Origin of the sequence: Streptomyces sp. NBC_01264 (assembly GCF_026340675.1) — a bacterium.
Taxonomy (GTDB): Bacteria; Actinomycetota; Actinomycetes; order Streptomycetales; family Streptomycetaceae; genus Streptomyces.
Genome location: NZ_JAPEOX010000001.1, coordinates 6,483,304 through 6,499,474 on the forward strand (window position 1 = coordinate 6,483,304; position 16,171 = coordinate 6,499,474).

A 16,171-nucleotide genomic window follows, 5' to 3' on the forward strand; every position below is an offset into this window, starting at 1 on the left:
CCAGGGACCCACCCAGCCCCGCCGGCGTTTGAGGCGCGGGTCCGGGCTGGCCCGGGGAACGGTGGATGGGTGGGTAGGGGACTTCGCCCCGCAGGGCCCACGGCCCCTCAAGCGGAGCTCCGCTTGCGCGGCGTCACCGCCTTCTTCGCGGCAGCCCGCGCCGGCTTCGCCTCCGCGGCCTTGGCCGAGGCAGTCTTCTTCGCAGCCGCCGAAGCGGCCTTCTTCTTCGCCGCGGCGGCAGCCGTCGACTTCTTCGCAGCACTGGCACCGGCACCGGCACCAGCACCGGACGCCGCCCCCGACGCAGTCGACTTCTTCCCACCCACCGCCTTCGGCGCAGCCGACCCCGACCCCGCCGCCGCCTTCTTCCGCCGAATCGGCGTAACCTCCGCCCCCGCCCCCTCCGCCGCAGGCGAACCCGCCCGAGAAGCCTTCGCCGCCCGCACACTGCTCTCCAACGCCGCCATCAGGTCGATGACCTGCCCACCCGCACCCTCCACCGGCGGCCCCGCCGCCACCGCAGGCTCGCCCCCGCCCGCCTTCGCCGCGACCATCGCCTCCACCGCCTCGCGGTAGTCGTCGCGCAGCGAGTCCATCTCCACCTCCCCCAACGTCGCCATCAGCGCATCCGCCAGGTCCAGCTCGGCTTCCCGTACCGACACCTCGCCCTCGGGCGCCACCCCCTCCGGAACCCGGATCTCGTCCGGCCACAGCAGCCCGTGCATCGCGATCACGTCGTCGACGACCCGCAGCATGCCCAGCCGTTCCCGCCCCCGCAGCGCGTACTTCGCGATCGCGACCTTCCGGCTCCGCTTCAGCGCCTCCCGCAGCAGCGTGTACGGCTTGGCCGCCGTAGCCCCGCTCGCCGCGAGGTAATAGGCCGCGTCCATCTGCAACGGATCGATCTGATCAGCAGGCACGAACGAAACGATCTCAATGGTCTTGGCAGTGGCGATCGGCAACTGCGCCAGATCCTCATCCGTGATCGGAATGATCGACCCGTCCGCCTCCTCGTACCCCTTGCCGATCTCGGCGGTCGGCACCTCCTCCCCGTCCAGCTCGCAGACCTTGCGGTAGCGGACGCGCCCGCCATCGGCGACATGGATCTGGCGGAAGGAGATCGAGTGGCTCTCGGTGGCGTTCACGAGCTTGATCGGAATGCTGACCAAGCCGAAGGAGATCGCCCCGTTCCATATGGATCGCACGGTTCCTCCTCTTTCGTGGCAGTCTCATCGTATGACGCCGATCACCCTGGTGGAGGGCCGTCGCATTTCGCTCAGCAACCTCGACAAGGTCCTCTACCCGGAGACCGGTTTCACCAAGGGAGAGGTCCTCCACTACTACGCCACGGTCGCGGGCTCTCTGCTCGCCCACATCCACGACCGGCCGGTGTCCTTCCTGCGCTATCCCGACGGCCCGGACGGACAGCTCTTCTTCACGAAGAACCCCCCGCCCGGTACCCCCACCTGGGTGAAGACCACACCCGTGCCCCGCTCGGAGGACCTCCGCGCGGAACAGGTGGTCGTCGCCGACCTGCCCACCCTCATGTGGGCCGCCAACCTCGTCGTCGAGTTCCACACCCCCCAGTGGCCGGCCGGGGCCCCCGCCCTCGCCGACCGGCTGATCCTCGACCTCGACCCCGGTGCCCCCGCCAGCGTCGTCGAATGCTCCGCCGCCGCCCTCTGGCTCCGGGACCGCCTCGCGGCCGACGGCCTCCACGCCTGCGCCAAGACCTCCGGCTCCAAGGGCCTGCATCTGGCGGTACTCCTCGAACCGACCCCTTCCGAGCACGTGTCGGCGTACGCGAAGACCCTCGCCCAGGAGGCCGAGCGCGAGCTCCCCGAGCTCGTCGTGCACCGGATGACCAAGGCGCTGCGCCCCGGCAAGGTCTTCGTCGACCACAGCCAGAACGCCGCCGCCAAGACCACGGCCGCCCCGTACACCCTGCGCGCCCGTACCCTGCCCACGGTCTCCACCCCCCTGTCCTGGGCGGAGGTCGAGGCCTGCCGAACCCCTTCCGACCTGGTCTTCGTGGCCGACGACATCGCCCCCCGCCTCGCCCGCGACGGAGACCTCTTCGGGCCCCTCCTCGACCCTTCCCTGGCCGGACGGCTCCCGTGATCACCGTCGCGCTGGCCGCCGCCGTACGGACCCTGCCGCGCGGGCCCGGTCTCGCGTACGAGCCGAAATTCGACGGACACCGCCTGGTCGTCGTCCGCACCGACCGCGGCGTTGACGGGGTGGTCCTCCAGGCCCGCTCCGGCCGCATCGTGACCGCCGCCTTCCCCGACCTCGCGGCGGCCGCCCACCACCTGCCCGCCGGGACGATCCTCGACGGGGAGGTGGTGATCTGGCAGGCGGGCCGCACCGACTTCGCGCTCGTACAGCGCCGGGCCGCCGCCTCGGCCGCGCGCGCCGCCGTACTGGCACAGACTCTCCCGGCCTCGTACGCGGCCTTCGACATCCTCGAACTGGCCGGGCTGGACCTGCGCGCCCGTTCCTACGAACGCCGGCGCGCCCTCCTCGTGGACCTCCTCCTGCCCCTAGGCCCGCCCCTCCAGCCGGTCCCCATGACGACGGATCCCGAGCTGGCGGAGACCTGGTACGAGACCCTGCCTGCCAGCGGCATCGAGGGGCTGGTCGTGAAACGGATGGACGAGGCCTACCCGGCCGGCCGCCGATCCTGGCGCAAGCTCCGCCACACCAACGTCCGGGACGCGGCGGTGGTCGGCTACACCGGCACCGCCCGCCGCCCCCTCGCCCTCGTCCTGGTCCTGCCGGTCGGCGACGAGACCCCGCTGGTGTCGAGCCCCCTGACGGCGCCGCTGCGCGCCGAGATGGCGGCTGCGGTGGCCACCCGGGCCCCGGAGCCGGCCGGGGGCGCCACCGTCACGGCCATCGGCCTGGGCGAGGTCCCCTTCCACCCCCTGGACCCGCCGCTGACGGCCGAGGTCCGCCACACCTCGACCCGCCACCCGCCACCGGAAGTCCTGCGCCTGCGCACGGACCTGTGACCCGCGGCGGGGCCGCGGGTCACAGGTCAGGCTGCCGACTCCGTCGTGCTCAGTCGTGCGCTCCCCGGCCCGAGTTCGGCGGGGAACCGGGCTGCGCGTGAGGTCCCGGCCCCTCGACGTGCCGGTGCTCCGCTTCGCGCCGGGCCCGGACCTCCTCCGGATGGAGCGAGGTGGTGGAGCCGAAGTTCCCGTACCCCTGCATCTCGTGCGGGCGCAGTCCGCTCTCGGGGAAATCCACGTAGTCCCGCTCCTCGCGCACCTCGTACACCGCACCGCCGTCGGGCAGGTGCGGCTGGCTCTCGGGAGTGGGGGGTGCGGGCTCCTGTGCCCGGACCTTCCTGCCCAGCAAGAAGCCGCCGAGCAGGAAGCCGACCACGATGAGCCCGACTACCAGGAACCACGCGATGTTGGTCAGTGTTCTGTCCACCGCGAGGAAGATCAGAGTCGTGTCCATACAACCCATTTTCCCGCATGGGCACCCATTTCACCCGATGGCGGCCGGGGGCGGCAGGGGTCAGCCCCTGAGGGGGCCGTCCGCGTCCCGCACCCCACGCACTTCCCTGCCCCCGAGCACCGCCAGGATCTCCGCGCAGATGGCCAGCGCCGTCTCCGCCGGCGTCTGCCCGCCCAGATCCAGCCCGATCGGCCCGTGCACCGTCCGCAGCCGCTCCTCGCCCACCCCCGCCGCGAGCAGCCCCTCGCGGCGCCGCGCGGTGGTCTTGCGGGAGCCGAGCGCACCGACGTAAGGGACGCCCAGCGCGAGCGCGGTCCGCAGCGTCGGCACGTCGAACTCCGGATCATGGCTCAGCATCGCCAGGCAGGCGGCGTCCCGCCGCGCCGCGAGCAACTTCTCGGCCTCGCCGACGGCGGTGACCACACTCACGTCCCACCCGAGCAGCCGGGCCTGGGCCTCGACGACCTCGGCCAGCTCCCCGCCCCCGCCGATCACCACGTACGGAGCCGACGGGTACGCCTCCACGAGCACCAGCCCGGACCCCGCGTACAGCGCGTCCCGCCCGGGCCGCCGCGTCCTCAGCAACTCCCCGGCCCGCCGCTCGGCGTCACCGGAAGGCTGGTCCGCCCCCCGCACGACCACACTCACCGCCTGATCCGCCCGCTCGTTCAACTGGGTCACGAGCGCGACCCCGACCCCCTGCCCGAGCAGCTCCCACCACTCACCGGGAATCGCCCCCAGCGGCTGCAACAGCACCTCGGCCTGCCCGCCACAGGTCAGCTTCGCCTCGACGGCTTCCCCACTCCCCACGGAAACCTCGCACACCCGCGCGGTCTCCCCGCCCCCCATGGCGGCGGCCTCCGCCACCAACTCGGCGTCGAACACCCCCCCGGTACAGGGCCCCGACGCACTCGCCCCCCACATCCACGAGCACCGCCCCGGCCGGATCCCGGGGCCCGAACCCCTGCTCGGTCACGGGCCGCGCCAAGAACCCGACCCGCCCCTCGGCCACCCACTGCCGCGCCGTCTCCACCAAGTCACGCATCTCGCGCCGCCCCATCCTCACCGTCAGAGCACGCCACAAAGCACCAGGTCAACAACACAAAGTGGCCTCCCCACCAACCTACGCACGCCCACCCCCACCCCCCACCCCCCAAAACCCACAGACCCACCCCCACATCCTTCGTACGGACCACCGGAACGGGGTTCGGCAAGATCGGGAAACGCGGGGGCCCGTGCAGGAGTTCGCCGACGGCGCCGCAGGGCACGATCGGCTGTGCGTGGATCGCGCGCTCTGCGCACGAATGGAGCTACGCCAAGACGTGAGCGAGACCTTGCCCGATGGAGTGATGTCCACGCGAGAGGTGCCGCCAGTACCGGCCGGCTGGTGATCCTGACCGTCGGCAGGCGAGTTCATGGAAGTGGACGTGGGCGGACTCCGCGCCGACCCCGAACTGAGGAGCAGCACAGTGGCGAAGCGCGGTCTCACCCACCCCGAGCACCTGCGCCTGGGGCAGGTCCTCTCCGGCGTGCGGGACCAGCTGCAGCACAAGGAGGTCCTGTTGCTGAACGCGTACCCGAAGACCGGGCCGAGGGCATTTCCGGCGAAGCGGCTGGAGGCTGCGATCGAGGCTGTGGATGCGGCGCGCAGGGAACTGGAGAACGCCGTGTTCCAGGAACACCCGGCGGAGGCCGAGACGCACGACTACTTCCCGGACTCGGAGCACCGGGCGCAGGTGGTGGTGCCGGCGAAGCCGGGCAACAGCCCGGGCCGGGTGCCCTTTGGGCGATAGAGCCGTGAGCCGGCTGAGGCGTCGGCGGAGCCGCTGTACGGCAGCGCCAGGATCCTGCGCCCAGCGGCGAGGATGGAGCGGGCCATGGGATGGGGCCCAGAGTCACAGGGAGGCGACCCTCGCTGATGACAGAGGCGAGATCAGGCGGAGGGTGGCACCTCGCCACCATGCGAGACACCGGCGATGTACTCCTGCGTGCAGCGCTCAATGTGCTCCGACATCCCTGATCGAGTTGCGCGCGGCTGAGGTCGCAGTGCGTGAGGACGGCCCGTCCAAGATCCGCTCCGGAGAAGCGGGCGTCCATGAGGGCCGTGCCCGCCAGGTCTGAGCTGTTCATTTTGGCTTTGGTGAAGTCAGCGCCGAAGAGCGAGCGCAGCTCATTTCTGATGAGGCTGACCCCAGCCAGGTTGGCCCGCCTCAGATTGAGAGCTCGGGTTCTCTCGGCACCGGTGATCCCGGTACTCCGACGCGCGATGACGGTTCCGCCGAGCTGCGACGTGTTGCTTTCCGAAGCGAGAAGCCCTACTGCCTTGACGTATCGCTCCGTTACTTGCCCTTCGCGGGCGAGGTCCTGCTTGTCCCTGTCAATGGCCCGTGTGTGTTCAAGGCTCTCGGCTGCCAGGCGGTGCTGCTTGCGGTCCCGCTCTTCCGTCTGGAGCAGAGCTGCGCGGGTGACCTGCAGATTCCTCCAGGTCAGGTCAGCACCGAGGACTGCCACGGCCGCGAGTCCGAAAGACACGACGGCTGTACGGAACCCTGTGACCAGTACGGCCTTGGGGGCGTCGTCCTTGGTCAACTGACCAAGCTGGTGACCGTCAAACCACCGTGCGGCTGGTTCGGCACGTCCTGTGGAGGCTCCCAGACGGATCGTCCCTTGGCTGTACGCAGCCGTGTGAGGACAGGTGGGCCCACACACTGCTCACACGGGACCAGTGCGTACCAACGACAAAGGCCCGGACTCAGTGAGACTGAGTTCGGGCCTTTGTCGTTGGCACTTCAGCTGGTCAGCGTGTTGATCGCGTTGTTCCGGCTGGAGTGCCCCCGGCAGGATTCGAACCTGCGCACACGGCTCCGGAGGCCGTTGCTCTATCCCCTGAGCTACGGGGGCGCTGTCGTTGGTGTTGCGGCGACGGGTTGAACACTACCAGCTTCCGGACGGTGATCAGGAACGGATTCCGGGGGAGGAGGGCGTGCGTCGCTCGGAGGGGGTGGAAGTGGCAAAAACCCGGACGCGGGGGCCGGGGCGGACCTACTCTCGAGTTGTGTCGGGCGCCTCGGGCCGGGTGCTTGTTGTCGACGACAACAAGGTCATCCGGCAGCTGATCAAGGTCAATCTCGAGCTGGAGGGCTTCGAGGTCGTGACCGCGAACGATGGTGCCGAGTGCCTGGACGTCGTGCATCACGTGCTGCCCGATGTGATCACCCTTGATGTGGTCATGCCCCGTCTGGACGGGTTCGGGGCCGCCGCGCAGTTGCGGGCCGATCCGAGGACGCGGCATCTGCCCGTCGCCATCGTGAGTGCCTGTACGCAGAACGAGGTCGAGGCCGGGATCGCCGCCGGTGTGGATGCCTTCCTCGCCAAGCCCTTCGAGCCCGCGGAGCTGGTGCAGGTCGTGCACCGGCTCATCGAGCGCCGCGACCGGAGGGAGCGGAAGGGTGCTCCCGCGGGGAGGGGGAGGGGATGGCCCCCTCCAGGCTTTTCGGCGTAGGCCCCGTTTCGCTCCTCATTTCACATGGCGAAACCCTTCGCGTGACGTGGGGGCTTCTCCCCTAGGCTGGTCACGTGACCCCCGTCGACCTCTCCCGCTCCGTCGTGCGCGCCCTGCGCCGCGCCGTCGAGGACGGGGAGCTGCCCGTCGGTGTGGTCGCACCCGAGCGGGTCGTCGTCGAGCGGACCCGGCCCGGGGGAGTGGGGGACTACGCCTCGCCCGTCGCGTTCGGGGTGGCCAAGGGTGCCGGAGTCGCGCCCCGCGCGGTGGCCGAGGTGCTGGCCTCGCGGCTGGCAGGCCTGCCCGGGATCGAGCGCGTGGAGATCACCGGCGCCGGGTTCCTGAACTTCGTACTCGCCGAGACCTCGGTGGCGGAGTACGTACGGAGCATTCGAGCCGGTGCTGGTGGGGTGGAGTTGTATGGCTTCGCAGCCCCCGGTACGCCCCCTAGTACTGCCGAGGTCGGCGGCGAGCTGCGTGAGTGCGTCGTGCGCGCGGCCGTGCAGCGGATCGTGAGGAGCCAGGGGGTGGGTGTGGGGGAGAGCGGCGCAGCCGTGCGCGTCGCCCCCGTGGCCAAGCGGGACGGGGACGTCCGTGCCCGTTTCGGGGCCGGCGCCGCCGCCTGGGCGATGCTGTCCGTTCCCGGGCACGAGACGCCCGTGTTTCCCGCGTGGCTCCTCGTCCAGGACGAGTCGAGCGAGTTCTTCCGGGTGCGGTACGCCCTTGACCGGGCGCGGGCGCTGACCCGTAACGCCGGGCAGTTGGGGTTCCGGGGTGAGCCCGGGGAGCTCGGGGAGCCGGGGGAGCCCGGGGAGTCGGGAGAGGTGCGCGGCGCCGACGCACTGCTCGCCGCCCTGCGCGATCAGCCCCTCGTGCTCGAAGCCGCCGCGCACCACCGTGCGCCCGAGCGGCTCGTCCGGCAGCTCGTCGTGATCGCCGACGCCCTGCTCGACTTCCAGTACCACGTCCTGCCCAGGGGCGACGAGAAACCCTCGGCCGCCCACCGTGCCCGGCTGGCCCTTGCCGAAGCCGCCGGGGCGGTGCTGGCCGGCGGCCTGGCCCTGCTCGGTATCGATGCACCCGACGACCACCACCTGTGATGCCGCGAACCGTACGTGATCCGATGTGATTCGCTTGCGTTCCGGATGATTTGCGAAGAGAGAATTCCGAGATGAGCCGTTCCGCCCACCCCGCCGGGCCCCGCCACGCCGACGTCATGCCCGAGGGCCACTACTCCCCGCCGCCCGCCGACCTCAACGCGCTCGACGAGAAGGTCTGGGCCCGTACGGTCGGCCGCAACGCTGAGGGGGTCGCCACCGTCGGCGGGATCGAAGTGACCCGCCTCGCCGAGGAGTTCGGGACGCCCGCCTACTTCCTCGACGAGGAGGACTTCCGGGCGCGCTGCCGCGCCTGGGCGCACGCCTTCGGGCCGGACGCCGACGTCTTCTACGCCGGCAAGGCGTTCCTCTCCAAGGCCGTCGTGAAGTGGCTCAAGGAAGAGGGGCTCAACCTCGACGTGTGCTCCGGCGGGGAGCTCGCCACCGCGCTCGCCGCCGAGATGCCGGCCGCCCGGATCGCCTTCCACGGCAACAACAAGTCGACGGGCGAGATCACCCGCGCCATCGAGGCCGGCGTCGGCCGGATCGTGCTCGACTCCTTCCAGGAGATCGCCCGCGTCGCGCACATCGCCCGCGAGCTCGGCGTGCGCCAGCCCGTCCAGATCCGCGTCACCGTGGGCGTCGAGGCGCACACCCACGAGTTCATCGCCACCGCGCACGAGGACCAGAAGTTCGGGATCGCCGTCGCCGACGGGTCGGCCGCCGAGGCCGTACGGCGCGCGCTGGGGCACGACAGCCTGGAGCTGCTCGGCGTCCACTCGCACATCGGCTCGCAGATCTTCGACATGGCAGGCTTCGAGGTCTCCGCCAAGCGCGTCGTACGGCTCCTGGCCGCCGTGCGCGACGAGCACGGGGTGGAGCTGCCCGAGATCGACCTCGGTGGCGGACTGGGCATCGCCTACACCTCCGCCGACGACCCGCGCGAGCCGCACGAGATCGCCAAGGCCCTGCACGAGATCGTCGCCCGCGAGTGCGAGGCGGCCGGTCTGCGCGCCCCGCGGATCTCCGTGGAACCCGGACGGGCGATCGTCGGCCCGACCGCCTTCACGCTGTACGAGGTGGGCACGGTCAAGCCGCTCGAGGGCCTGCGGACGTACGTCTCCGTCGACGGCGGGATGTCCGACAACATCCGCACGGCCCTCTACGACGCCGAGTACTCCGTCAGCCTCGTCTCCCGGACCTCCGACGCCGAGCCCATGCTCGTGCGCGTCGTGGGCAAGCACTGCGAGAGCGGCGACATCGTGGTCAAGGACGCGTTCCTGCCCGCCGACATCGCCCCCGGGGACCTCCTGGCGGTCCCGGCGACCGGCGCGTACTGCCGTTCTATGGCGAGCAACTACAACCACGTGCTCCGCCCGCCGGTCGTCGCCGTGCGGGACGGAGAGGCGCGCGTCATCGTCCGCCGGGAGACGGAGGAAGATCTCCTGCGTCTCGATGTCGGCTGATGCGCATTCTTCTGGGGGACACCCCCCAGACCTCGGAATAGGTGTCTCACTCAATGGACCGAGGGTGGAAACTGTTGTCCATTGAGTGAGACTGGTTCACACCTGGGGTGCAAACCGCGCACCAGGTACTGCTGTGAAGATCGAAAGGCGTAGGTCGAATGATGCGTACGCGTCCGCTGAAGGTGGCGCTGCTGGGCTGTGGAGTGGTCGGCTCGGAAGTTGCCCGCATCATGACGACGCACGCCGACGACCTGACGGCCAGGATCGGCGCGCCCGTCGAGCTCGCGGGCGTGGCCGTGCGCCGCCCCTCCAAGGTGCGCGACGGCATCGACCCGGCCCTGGTCACCACGGACGCGACCGCGCTGCTCAAACGCGGCGACATCGACGTCGCCATCGAGGTCATCGGCGGCATCGAGCCGGCCCGCACCCTGATCACCACCGCCTTCGAGCACGGCATCTCCGTGGTCTCGGCGAACAAGGCGCTGCTCGCCCAGGACGGCGCCGCGCTGCACGCCGCCGCCGAGGCCGCCGGGCTGGACCTGTACTACGAGGCCGCCGTCGCCGGCGCCATCCCGCTGGTCCGCCCGATGCGCGAGTCCCTCGCGGGCGACAAGATCAACCGGGTGATGGGCATCGTCAACGGCACGACGAACTTCATCCTCGACAAGATGGACTCCACCGGCGCCGGGTACCAGGAGGCCCTCGACGAGGCCACCGCCCTCGGGTACGCCGAGGCCGACCCCACGGCCGACGTGGAGGGCTACGACGCCGCCGCCAAGGCCGCGATCCTGGCCGGCATCGCCTTCCACACCCGGGTCCGCCTCGACGACGTGTACCGCGAGGGCATGACCGAGGTCAGCGCCGCGGACTTCGCGTCCGCCAAGCGCATGGGCTGCACCATCAAGCTCCTCGCCATCCTGGAGCGCGCCGCCGACGGCGAGTCCGTCACCGCCCGCGTCCACCCGGCGATGATCCCGCTGACCCACCCGCTCGCCTCCGTCCGCGAGGCGTACAACGCCGTCTTCGTCGAGGCGGAGGCCGCCGGGCGGCTCATGTTCTACGGGCCCGGCGCGGGCGGCGCTCCGACCGCGTCCGCGGTCCTGGGCGACCTCGTCGCCGTCTGCCGCAACAAGCTCGCCGAGGCAAAGGGGCCGGGCGAGTCGGCGTACACCCAGCTGCCGGTCAGCCCCATGGGGGATGTCGTCACCCGCTACCACATCAGCCTCGATGTGGCGGACAAGCCGGGCGTACTCGCCCAGGTGGCGACCACCTTCGCGGAGCACGGTGTCTCCATCGACACCGTCCGCCAGCAGGGAAAGGACGGCGAGGCCTCCCTCGTCGTCGTCACCCACCGTGCGCCCGACGCCGCCCTCTCCGGGACCGTCGAGGCGCTGCGGAAGCTGGACACCGTCCGCGGTGTCGCCAGCATCATGCGTGTTGAAGGGGAGTAAGGACCCATGAGCAGCAATCGCACCCACCAGTGGCGCGGCATCATCGAGGAGTACCGGGACCGCCTGCCGGTCACGGCCACGACTCCGGTGGTCACGCTCCGCGAGGGCGGCACTCCCCTCGTCCCCGCCCAGGTGCTCTCCGAGCGCACCGGCTGCGAGGTACACCTCAAGGTCGAGGGGGCCAACCCCACCGGGTCCTTCAAGGACCGCGGCATGACCATGGCGATCACCAAGGCCAAGGAGGACGGCGCCAAGGCCGTCATCTGCGCCTCCACGGGCAACACCTCGGCCTCCGCCGCCGCCTACGCGGTGCGCGCCGGGATGGTGTGCGCCGTCCTCGTGCCCCGCGGCAAGATCGCGCTGGGCAAGATGGGCCAGGCGCTCGTGCACGGCGCAAAGATCCTTCAGGTCGACGGCAACTTCGACGACTGCCTGGACCTGGCTCGCGCGCTGTCCGACAACTACCCGGTGGCGCTGGTCAATTCCGTCAACCCGGTACGCATCGAGGGCCAGAAGACGGCCGCGTTCGAGATCGTGGACGCGCTCGGCGACGCCCCCGACATCCACGTGCTGCCCGTCGGCAACGCCGGCAACATCACCGCGTACTGGAAGGGCTTCAAGGAGTACAAGGCCGATGGCCTGTCCTCCCGTACGCCCCGCGTGTGGGGTTTCCAGGCTTCCGGTTCCGCGCCGATCGTGCGCGGCGAGGTCGTCAAGGAGCCGCACACCATCGCCACCGCGATCCGCATTGGCAACCCGGCCTCGTGGGACTACGCCCTGCAGGCCCGGGACGAGTCGGGCGGCTTCATCGACGAGGTGACGGACCGCCAGATCCTGTCGGCCTACCGCCTGTTGGCCGCTCAGGAGGGCGTCTTCGTCGAACCCGCCTCGGCCGCGTCGGTGGCCGGTCTGCTCAAGGCCGCCGAGCTCGGTCTGGTCGACCCCGGCCAGAAGATCGTGTGCACGGTCACCGGCAACGGCCTGAAGGACCCCGACTGGGCGGTCGCCGGCGCTCCGCAGCCGATCACCATTCCGGTTGACGCCGAGGCCGCCGCGATCCGCCTCGGTCTGGTCTGAGCGAGAAGGACCGCGGGCACAGCAGGACCCGTGGAACCGTGGGACCGCGGTAACCGTGTTGCCGGATTCCGGAAGTCTTTCGAAGGCTGAGGAATCCGGCAACTCGGCCCGTAGGGCACAAAAGGCCACGGAATCCCGGCAGATGTCCCGGTGGAGACCGGACGGATCCGGTGGGAGCCCGCGACACGCATCGTGCGCCTGCTGCGCGCCCTATGTCGGAGAAGAACCTTCCTTCGATAGGCTGTACTTACATCCGCCGCCGCGCATATGACCGCGGTGCTGCCCACAGGGCCTTCGGGTGTCGTACGTTCTCCAGTACATTCACAGCGAGCCAGCGAAGATCCGTCTCGCACAGTCACAAGGAGTGTCATCGGAAGATGGCCGGTCCCGCCTTCCGCGCCGCCGCCGTACGGGTGCGCGTTCCCGCCAGCAGTGCCAACCTCGGCCCGGGCTTCGACGCCTTCGGGCTGGCCTTGGGGCTCTACGACGACGTCGTCGTACGCGTGGCCGATTCCGGCCTGAACATCGACATCGCGGGCGAAGGTGCCGACACCCTGCCCCGGGACGAGAGCCACCTCCTCGTACGTTCCATGCGTACCGCCTTCGACCTGCTGGGCGGCCAGCCGCGCGGCCTCGAGGTCGTCTGCGCCAACCGCATCCCGCACGGCCGCGGCCTCGGGTCCTCCTCCGCCGCCATCTGTGCGGGCATCGTGGCCGCCCGCGCCGTGACCATAGGCGGAGAGGCCAAGCTCGACGACACGGCCCTGCTGGAACTCGCCACCGAGATCGAGGGCCACCCCGACAACGTCGCCGCCTGTCTGCTCGGCGGCTTCACCCTCGCGTGGATGGACGGCGGCAGCGCCAAGGCGATCCGTATGGAGCCCGCCGATTCCATCGTTCCGGTGGTCTTCGTCCCCTCCAAGCCGGTCCTGACGGAGACCGCGCGCGGCCTGCTGCCGCGCACCGTCCCGCACGTGGACGCGGCCGTCAACGCGGGCCGCGCGGGTCTGCTCGTAGAGGCCCTGACCAGGCGTCCCGAGTTCCTGCTGCCGGCCACCGAGGACCGTCTCCACCAGGAGTACCGGTCCCCGGCGATGCCCGAGAGCGTGGCGCTCGTGGCCAGACTGCGGGCGGACGGCATCCCCGCGGTGATCTCCGGCGCGGGCCCCACGGTCCTCGCGCTGGTCGACAACGGTGCGGCCGACAAGGTCGCACGGCTCGCGGGCGAGGGGTGGGCGGCCAACCGGCTCGCACTCGACGCCGCGGGCGCGAGCGTACTTCCGCTGGGAACCCAGGGCGGCTGATCCGTTCAGTAGAGGACACAGCCGGCCAGGGGCGGGCGGCCAGGGCAGGCCGCCCGCGCGGAGCCCGCGCGGACTCGCGCGGATGGGCTCTACAGCCGGTGATGGAGAGGGGGAATGTCTGTTGGATCCGGTAGTGTTAGTCTCAAGTGCGCATCCGAAGCCGCCATGGCTTGGTGCTCAGTGTCCCTATCAGGGACCACCTTTCTTCCGGGAGCCTCCCCGACTGCTTTGATCGCTGCCAGCAGTTTCGAGCACGCTCCGGATTCGGCGTGACATTCCCACGCTTCCAGCTCGGGGGCTTCTCGCCGGAACCACCCACGCACATGCACGTTTCTCTCCGCCGTATCTCTATCGGCGGACCACCGCCCCGGCACAGTCCGTACATCCCGGATTGCTGTCGGACAGCACAACCGGTCGCCGAGCCAGACAGGCCGACGTCCGCTCCAGGGAAGGACCCTTCGTGAGCGACACCACCGATCTGATGGGCGCTGCCGACACCAACGTCGACACCAGTGCCCCCGCCGAGGGCGCCGCGCCGACCAAGCGCCGCCGCTCCGGCACCGGCCTTGACGGCATGGTCCTGGCCGAGCTCCAGCAGGTCGCGTCGGGCCTCGGCATCAGGGGCACCGCGCGGATGCGCAAGGGCCAGCTGATCGAGGTCATCAAGGAGGCGCAGGCGGGAAGCAGCGCCCCCAAGGCCGCCGCCTCCGCGCCCGCCGCCGCGGCCTCCGCGCCGGCCGAGACCAAGCCGAAGCGCCGCGCCACCAGCAAGGCCCGTACGGGCGAGGCCGCCGCCGAGGCGCCCGCCGAGAAGACCGCCGCGCAGGCCCAGATCGACATCCCGGGCCAGCCGGCCAGCGAGGACGCCCCGGTCGGCGAGCGCCGCCGCCGGCGCGCCACCGCCCCCTCCGGCAGCCCCGAGGGTTCGGCCCCCGCCGCCGCCGTCCAGGTGGAGCAGAAGTCCGAGACCGTCGCTCCGGCCGCACAGGCCGAGGCGAAGGCCGAGGCCGCCACCGCTCCCGCCGGCCAGGGCCAGGCCCAGGAGGGTGAGGGCCGCGGCCGTCGCGACCGCCGTGAGCGGGGCAACGACCGCGCCGACGGTCGCCGCGAGCGCCGTGAGCGCGGTGCCAAGGCCGACGACCAGGGCCAGGGCGCCCAGGGTCAGGGCCAGGGCCAGGCCGGCCAGGGTGGCCAGGGCCAGAACCAGGGTCAGGGTCAGCAGGGCGGCCGCCAGGACCGGACCGACCGTCAGGACCGCCAGCAGGGCGGCCGCGGCCAGGGTCAGGGTCAGGGCCAGGGCCAGCAGGGCGGTCGTCAGGACCGGGACCGTCAGGACAACGGCCCGCAGGACGACTTCGACGAGGACGGTCGGCGCGGCCGCCGCGGCCGCTACCGCGACCGCCGTGGCCGTCGCGGACGCGACGAGTTCGCCCCGGTGGAGACCCCGGTCGCCGACGACGACGTCCTGATCCCCGTCGCGGGCATCCTGGACATCCTCGACAACTACGCGTTCATCCGGACCTCGGGCTACCTGCCCGGCCCGAACGACGTGTACGTCTCCCTCGCCCAGGTCCGCAAGGCCGGTCTGCGCAAGGGCGACCACACCACCGGCGCCGTCCGGCAGCCCAAGGACGGCGAGCGCCGCGAGAAGTTCAACGCGCTCGTGCGCCTGGACTCCGTCAACGGCATGGCGCCCGAATCCGGCCGCGGCCGGCCGGAGTTCCAGAAGCTGACCCCCCTGTACCCGCAGGACCGGCTCCGCCTGGAGACCGACCCGGGCGTGCTGACCACCCGCATCATCGACCTCGTGTCGCCGATCGGTAAGGGCCAGCGCGGTCTGATCGTGGCCCCGCCGAAGACCGGCAAGACCATGATCATGCAGGCGATCGCCAACGCGATCACGGTCAACAACCCCGAGTGCCACCTGATGGTCGTCCTGGTCGACGAGCGTCCGGAAGAGGTCACCGACATGCAGCGGTCGGTGAAGGGCGAGGTCATCTCCTCGACCTTCGACCGCCCGGCCGAGGACCACACCACCGTTGCCGAGCTGGCCATCGAGCGCGCCAAGCGTCTCGTCGAGCTCGGTCACGACGTGGTCGTCCTGCTGGACTCCATCACCCGCCTGGGACGCGCGTACAACCTCGCCGCCCCCGCCTCCGGCCGCATCCTGTCCGGTGGTGTCGACTCGACCGCGCTCTACCCGCCGAAGCGCTTCTTCGGTGCGGCGCGCAACATCGAGGACGGCGGCTCGCTGACCATCCTGGCCACCGCGCTGGTCGACACCGGCTCGCGCATGGACGAGGTGATCTTCGAGGAGTTCAAGGGCACCGGCAACATGGAGCTCAAGCTCGACCGGAAGCTCGCCGACAAGCGCATCTTCCCGGCCGTGGACGTGGACCCCTCGGGCACCCGCAAGGAGGAGATCCTCCTCAACAGCGAGGAGCTCGCCATCGTCTGGAAGCTGCGCCGGGTGCTGCACGCGCTCGACTCGCAGCAGGCCATCGAGCTGCTCCTCGACAAGATGAAGCAGACGAAGTCGAACGCCGAGTTCCTCATGCAGATCGCGAAGACGACCCCGTCGGGCAAGAACGACGACTGACGTCTCCCCGTAGCACCACCTGCGTGACCACGACCGCCCCCGCCGCATCCGCGACGGGGGCGGTCGTGTCGTACGGGGGTCCCGGCGCTCTGCGGCGCTTCGTGCGCGGGTGCGACCTTGGCCACACTCCGTGCCCCGCGCGGCCCCGGGCGCTCACCCCGCTCCTACGCGGGAAACCGCAGGCGGGCGCCGGGTCACGGGGCGTTC

Annotated in this window: 13 protein-coding genes, 1 tRNA gene and 1 pseudogene; 10 read left to right on the top strand and 5 right to left on the bottom strand. The window is 71.0% G+C overall.

All coding sequences use genetic code 11. The features are described 5' to 3' along the window. Window positions 1–107: 107 nt before the first annotated feature. Entirely contained in the window at window positions 108–1,205 is a 1,098-nt protein-coding gene (locus OG435_RS30480) for a Ku protein (RefSeq protein ID WP_266881132.1), read from the bottom strand. Between the two features lie 31 nt (window positions 1,206–1,236). Between OG435_RS30480 and ligD the strand changes: the two genes are divergently transcribed. Both ligD and OG435_RS30490 read left to right on the top strand, forming a co-directional pair. Further along, window positions 1,237–2,121 carry a non-homologous end-joining DNA ligase gene (gene ligD, locus OG435_RS30485; RefSeq protein WP_266881133.1) on the top strand — a complete coding sequence of 295 codons (885 nt, stop codon included), beginning with the start codon at window positions 1,237–1,239 and terminating at the stop codon, window positions 2,119–2,121. Then, window positions 2,121–3,014, top strand: coding sequence for an ATP-dependent DNA ligase (locus OG435_RS30490; protein ID WP_266882214.1), 894 nt, complete (start codon window positions 2,121–2,123; stop codon window positions 3,012–3,014). Before ligD ends, OG435_RS30490 begins: the two co-directional genes overlap by 1 nt. A gap of 49 nt (window positions 3,015–3,063) precedes the next feature. Here the strand turns inward: OG435_RS30490 and OG435_RS30495 are convergent, their stop codons facing one another. Both OG435_RS30495 and OG435_RS30500 read right to left on the bottom strand, forming a co-directional pair. Beyond that, complete coding sequence (locus tag OG435_RS30495) at window positions 3,064–3,468, bottom strand: DUF6479 family protein (RefSeq protein ID WP_266881134.1); 405 nt, start codon at window positions 3,466–3,468, stop codon at window positions 3,064–3,066. Between the two features lie 60 nt (window positions 3,469–3,528). Then, window positions 3,529–4,353 (bottom strand): XdhC family protein, encoded by an 825-nt coding sequence (locus OG435_RS30500; RefSeq protein WP_266881135.1) that lies wholly within the window; start codon window positions 4,351–4,353, stop codon window positions 3,529–3,531. A gap of 530 nt (window positions 4,354–4,883) precedes the next feature. Here OG435_RS30500 and OG435_RS30505 point away from each other — a divergent pair. Further along, on the top strand, window positions 4,884–5,261 hold the full coding sequence (locus tag OG435_RS30505; RefSeq protein ID WP_266881136.1) for a hypothetical protein: 378 nt from the start codon (window positions 4,884–4,886) through the stop codon (window positions 5,259–5,261). 235 nt (window positions 5,262–5,496) lie between these two features. On the opposite strand, the pseudogene OG435_RS50395 reads toward OG435_RS30505, so the two are convergent. Further along, a pseudogene (locus OG435_RS50395) lies at window positions 5,497–6,177 on the bottom strand (pentapeptide repeat-containing protein); the annotation flags it as partial. Window positions 6,178–6,297: 120 nt separating this feature from the next. Next, window positions 6,298–6,369 (bottom strand) — tRNA-Arg (locus OG435_RS30510). Between the two features lie 106 nt (window positions 6,370–6,475). Between OG435_RS30510 and OG435_RS30515 the strand changes: the two genes are divergently transcribed. From OG435_RS30515 to rho, 7 genes are all read left to right on the top strand, one after another. Continuing rightward, window positions 6,476–6,970, top strand: coding sequence for a response regulator (locus OG435_RS30515; RefSeq protein WP_266882216.1), 495 nt, complete (start codon window positions 6,476–6,478; stop codon window positions 6,968–6,970). Between the two features lie 74 nt (window positions 6,971–7,044). After that, window positions 7,045–8,070, top strand: a complete 1,026-nt coding sequence (gene nrtL / locus OG435_RS30520) for an ArgS-related anticodon-binding protein NrtL (RefSeq protein ID WP_266881137.1) — start codon at window positions 7,045–7,047, stop codon at window positions 8,068–8,070. Window positions 8,071–8,141: 71 nt separating this feature from the next. Next, window positions 8,142–9,533 carry a diaminopimelate decarboxylase gene (gene lysA, locus OG435_RS30525; RefSeq protein ID WP_266881138.1) on the top strand — a complete coding sequence of 464 codons (1,392 nt, stop codon included), beginning with the start codon at window positions 8,142–8,144 and terminating at the stop codon, window positions 9,531–9,533. A 161-nt stretch (window positions 9,534–9,694) separates the two neighbouring features. Next, on the top strand, window positions 9,695–10,984 hold the full coding sequence (locus tag OG435_RS30530) for a homoserine dehydrogenase (RefSeq protein ID WP_266882218.1): 1,290 nt from the start codon (window positions 9,695–9,697) through the stop codon (window positions 10,982–10,984). Window positions 10,985–10,990: 6 nt separating this feature from the next. Further along, a complete protein-coding gene (gene thrC / locus OG435_RS30535) occupies window positions 10,991–12,061 on the top strand; it encodes a threonine synthase (RefSeq protein ID WP_266881139.1) in 1,071 nt (356 codons plus the stop codon). Window positions 12,062–12,438: 377 nt separating this feature from the next. After that, window positions 12,439–13,365 (top strand): homoserine kinase, encoded by a 927-nt coding sequence (gene thrB / locus OG435_RS30540; protein WP_243336217.1) that lies wholly within the window; start codon window positions 12,439–12,441, stop codon window positions 13,363–13,365. Window positions 13,366–13,825: 460 nt separating this feature from the next. Beyond that, a complete protein-coding gene (gene rho, locus OG435_RS30545; RefSeq protein ID WP_266881140.1) occupies window positions 13,826–15,964 on the top strand; it encodes a transcription termination factor Rho in 2,139 nt (712 codons plus the stop codon). Window positions 15,965–16,171: the final 207 nt, after the last annotated feature.